Raw genomic sequence first — 4,420 nt, forward strand, 5'->3', positions numbered from 1 at the left:
CCGCCCTGACGATGCAGAACCGCGCCGCGGCGTGCCATCCGTACACTGGTCGCGGGCCGATGTCACAGCGTCGGGCCGATGTCACAGCGTTAGGAGCACACCGATGCCGGAGGGTGCAGCTCCAGGCGGAGCCGACGAGCCGGGCCCACCCCCGGGCGAGTTCCGCCTGCCCGACCTCGAGATCGTGCGCGAGGTCGCTCGCGGAGGGTTCGGGGTCGTCTACGAGGCGCACCAGTCCGCGCTCAACCGCACGGTCGCCGTCAAGATCCTGAGCGCGCAGGTCCGTGACGACCGGGTCCGCCTGCGGTTCGAGCGCGAGTGCGTCGCCATGGGCCGGTTGTCGGACCATCCCCACATCGTCACGGTGTTCGACGCGGGCTTCGGGCCGGGCGGCCAGCCCTACATCCTGATGGACTTCATGCCGGGCGGGAACCTGGGCGACCGGGTCGAGCACGGTCCGGTGAGCTGGCAGGAGGCCGTGGCCACCGGCGTGAAGCTGAGCGCGGCGCTGGAGATGGCGCACCGGGCCGGGGTCCTGCACCGCGACATCAAGCCCGAGAACGTGCTGCTGTCGGCCTACGGGGAGCCCGAGCTCGGCGACTTCGGGATCGCCCGGCTCCAGGGCGGCCCGGAGACGCGCACCGGCTCGCTGACCGCGAGCATCGCCCACGCCGCCCCCGAGCTGCTCGCCGGTGACCCGGCGTCGGTGCAGACCGACCTGTACGCGCTGGGCTCGACGTTGTTCGTGCTGCTGTCGGGCCGGCCCGCGTTCGTCAAGAAGACCGACGAGTCGGTCCTGCCGGCCATCGCGCGCATCACCTCCGAGCCGGTGCCCGACCTGCGCGGGTTCGGGGTGCCCGACGCCGTCGCGGCGGTCGTCGAGCGGCTGATGGCCAAGGACCCCGCCGAGCGCTTCGCCACCGCGCTGGATCTCGCCACGCATCTGCAGGGGCTGCAGCGTCGGCTCGGGCTGCCCGCCACCCCCATCCACGTGGCCGACGGCCCCGGCGACGGCGCCGACCTCACCGGCCGCGTGACCGACACCGGACCCATCATCGACGCGACCGGGACGGGCGCGAGCCCGCCCGCCGAGCCGCTCGACGAGACCGGGGCGATCGGGCCCCCGCCGATCCCACCGGCCGCCCCCCCGCCGGGGCTGGTCACGGGCCGGGGCCTACCCCCCAGCCCGAGCCCCGGGGCGGACCCCGACGCCCCCCCCGGGGGCGGCACCGCCGGCGTGACCCGACGCATCGACCCGGCCGCCATCGGGCAGGCCGCCGCGGACCACCCGGGCGCCGGCGACGACCCGGGCGCCGCGGACCACCCGGGTGCCGGCGACCCCGGCGCCGACGGGCCGGGCACCGGCACGCCGGCCCACGACCCGATGGATCCCGCCACCATCCAGGCCCCGCCGGGGACGATGCCGCCGGGCCCCGACCCCGACCCCGCGCCCACGCGCCGCCGGCGCCTGCCGCTGGCCCTGGCCGGGATCGCGGCGCTGGTCCTGGTGGTGGTCGCGGTGGTGGTGCTCGGCGATCTCGGCGACGACCCCCAGGCCCAGCCCGACCCGACGCCGACGCCGACGCCGACGCCCTCGCCGACCGACACCGGGCCCGCCGAACCCGACCCGGCGGAGGGCGAGGGGGAGGTGCTCGACATGTCGCGGATCATCGGCCAGGTCGCCGACGTGCGCGGGCTCGAGGTCGAGGGCGAGCTCGACGTGCGCCGCTACACCACCGCCGCCTACGCGCCCCTGATCCGCGAGTTCGCCGGCGGCCTGCACCAGGGGCCGCTCGAGGACCAGTCGGCCGAGCACCGGGTGCTGGCCGCGATGCACCAGCTCCCCGCCGACGGCGACTACCCGGAGCTGGTGCGGGGCGTGTGGGAGGAGCGCTTCCCGGCGTTCTACGACCCGGCCAGCGGCCGCGTCCATGTGCGCTCGGACCGCCCGCAGCTGTCCCCCTTCACCGAGGCGGCGCTGGTCGACGAGATCACCCTCGCGCTGCTCGACCAGACCTACGACCTGGAGGCGCACCTCGACGCCGCCGCGGACCTCGACGCCGCCCGGGCCGTGGCGGCGGTGTTCATCGGGGACGCGCAGGTCACCAGCGCCGCCTGGCGCTTCCGCTTCCTCGAGGAGTCCAGGCGCGAGGAGATCACCGTCGAGTCGCGGGTACAGCCCCGACGGCGCCTGGAGACGGCACCGCCGGTGGCGATCGCCGATATCACCTTCCCGCTGCTGCAGGGTCCGCCGTTCGTGCAGGCCATCATCGCCGCAGCCGTCCCCGAGGCCCCCGCCGCGCCCGACGCCGCCGCCGAGCCCGAGGATCCCGTCGCAGCCGACATCGACGAGGGCGAAGCCCTCGAAGCGTTCGAGGCCCCCGGCACCACCGATGCCCTCGACGCCGTCTACGCCGACCCACCCACCTCGACCACCCAGGTCATCCACCCGGAGCGCTACATGCAGCGCCAAGCGCCCGTGGACGTGGCGGTGGCGACCGACCCCGGCGAGGGATGGGAGCCCCTGCTGACCCGCACATTCGGCGAGCAGGACCTGCTGCTGATGTTCGTCGACTTCCCCCCGGAGGCCGCCCGCGACGCCGCCGCCGGCTGGCACGGCGGCCAGCTGCGCGCCTGGAGCAGGGGGGAGGAGACGATCGTGGCGGTGTGGCTCGAGTCGGCCACCCGCGAGGACGCCGACGCGGTCTGCGGCCTGGTGGTGGCCTGGTACCTGGCCGATCCCGAGCTGGGCGGGGCCGGTGGCGCGCAGTCCGCCCCGAACCGCTTCACCAATGACGAGGGCGGCCTGGCGGTCGGGTGCCTCGACGCCTCCCCGCGCTTCGCGTTCGCCCCGCAGGCCGACCAGGCCTACGCGCTGTTGCAACCCTAGTCGGTGTCCGGAGGCTCGGTTACACTGCACGTCCCGGGCTGCGGCAACGCGGGGGCCAACAGGTTCCGGCGGCGGAGCGTCGCCGGCTCAGCGCGACGTCCGTGCACTGAGCAGTCGCAAGCAGTGACGGGAAGCGGGGCACGCAGGTGGAGGATGCACTGACCACCATAGATCTCGGGATCCACGGTCTGGACGACGCCGTGGAGATCGGTCGTGGCGGTTTCGGCAGCGTCTACCGGGCGCGCCAAGCGGCGTTGCAGCGCACCGTGGCCATCAAGGTGCTGCGCAACGCCGTGGAGGACCAGCGGGTGCGGTCGCGCTTCGAGCGCGAGTGCTGGGCCATGGGGACCCTGGCCGGCCACCCCAACATCATCACCGTGCACGGGTCGGGCTTCACCGACACGGGTCAGCCCTACATCGTCATGGACTTCATGCCCGGCGGCACCCTGGCCGACCGGCTGGAGACCGTCGGCCCGGTGCCGTGGCAGGAGGTGCTCGCCCTCGGCGTGAAGCTCGCCGGGGCGTTGGAGACCGCCCACCGCAGCGGTGTGCTCCACCGCGACATCAAGCCCGAGAACGTGTTGATGTCGAAGTACCACGAGCCGCAGCTGGCCGACTTCGGGATCGCCCGGCTGCAGGGCCGGGAGGAGACCAAGACCGACACCCTGACGGCCAGCATCGCCCACGTGTCCCCCGAGCTGCTGGCCGGCAAGGACCCGTCGGTGGCCTCGGACGTGTACGCGCTCGGCTCGACCCTGTTCATGCTCCTGAAGGGCCGCCCGGCGTTCATCCATGACACCGACCAGTCGATCGTGCCGGCCCTGGCCCGCATCACCGGCGAGCTGATCCCCGACTTGCGGGGCGAGGGGGTCCCCGACGAGGTGTGCGACGCCATCGAGCGCCTCATGGCCAAGGATCCCGAGGATCGCGACCGCACCGCGGAGGAAGCGGGCCGGCTGCTGCAGATGTGCCAGGAGGCCCTCGGCGAGCCGGTGGCGCCCCTGACCGTGATCGGCGAGCCCCGGCGCGCGCCCGCCGCCGACGACGGCGCGACCAACGCCATCGCCCCCGAGGTCCTGGCCGAGGCCACGGCCCTCAGCCGCAGGGCACCCGATGCCGACGACGCCGACGCGGCCGAGCCGGGCGACGCCGACGTGGCCGGCGCGGTCGAGCGGGGCGACGCCGACGTGGCCGAGCGGGGCGACGCCGACGTGGCCGACGCGGTCGAGCGGGGCGACGCCGACGTGGCCGACGCGGTCGAGCCGGGCGACGCCGACGTGGCCGGCGCCCCGGCCCCCACGGCCCCAGCGCCCGCGGCCCCCGGCGCCGGCGCCGGGCAGCGTCGCCGGTCCGCCAAACCGGTCCTGCTGGCGCTCGGCGGGCTGGCCGTGGTCGCTGCAGTGGTGCTCGGCGGACTGGTGGTGCTCGACGGTGGCCGCACCGACGTCGGCCCGCCCGACGCCCAGGCGACCGACACCGACACCGACACCGACACCGACACCGACACCGACACCGACACCGACACCGATG

Annotated in this window: 2 protein-coding genes; both read left to right on the forward strand. The window is 75.1% G+C overall.

The annotated features are described in order from the left end of the window. Positions 1–103 precede the first annotated feature (103 nt). On the forward strand, positions 104–2,890 hold the full coding sequence (locus tag WD250_17135; protein ID MEX2621941.1) for a serine/threonine-protein kinase: 2,787 nt from the start codon (positions 104–106) through the stop codon (positions 2,888–2,890). Between the two features lie 146 nt (positions 2,891–3,036). After that, a partial coding sequence (locus WD250_17140; protein ID MEX2621942.1) for a serine/threonine-protein kinase occupies positions 3,037–4,420 on the forward strand: 1,384 nt, incomplete at its 3' end.

The organism is Egibacteraceae bacterium (assembly GCA_040905805.1).
In the GTDB taxonomy this organism is placed as follows: Bacteria; Actinomycetota; Nitriliruptoria; order Euzebyales; family Egibacteraceae; genus DATLGH01.

Bases quoted from the DNA above. Each gene is read 5' to 3' on its own strand.
- WD250_17135 (MEX2621941.1), top strand. From the start codon at position 104: ATGCCGGAGGGTGCAGCTCCAGGCGGAGCCGACGAGCCGGGCCCACCC.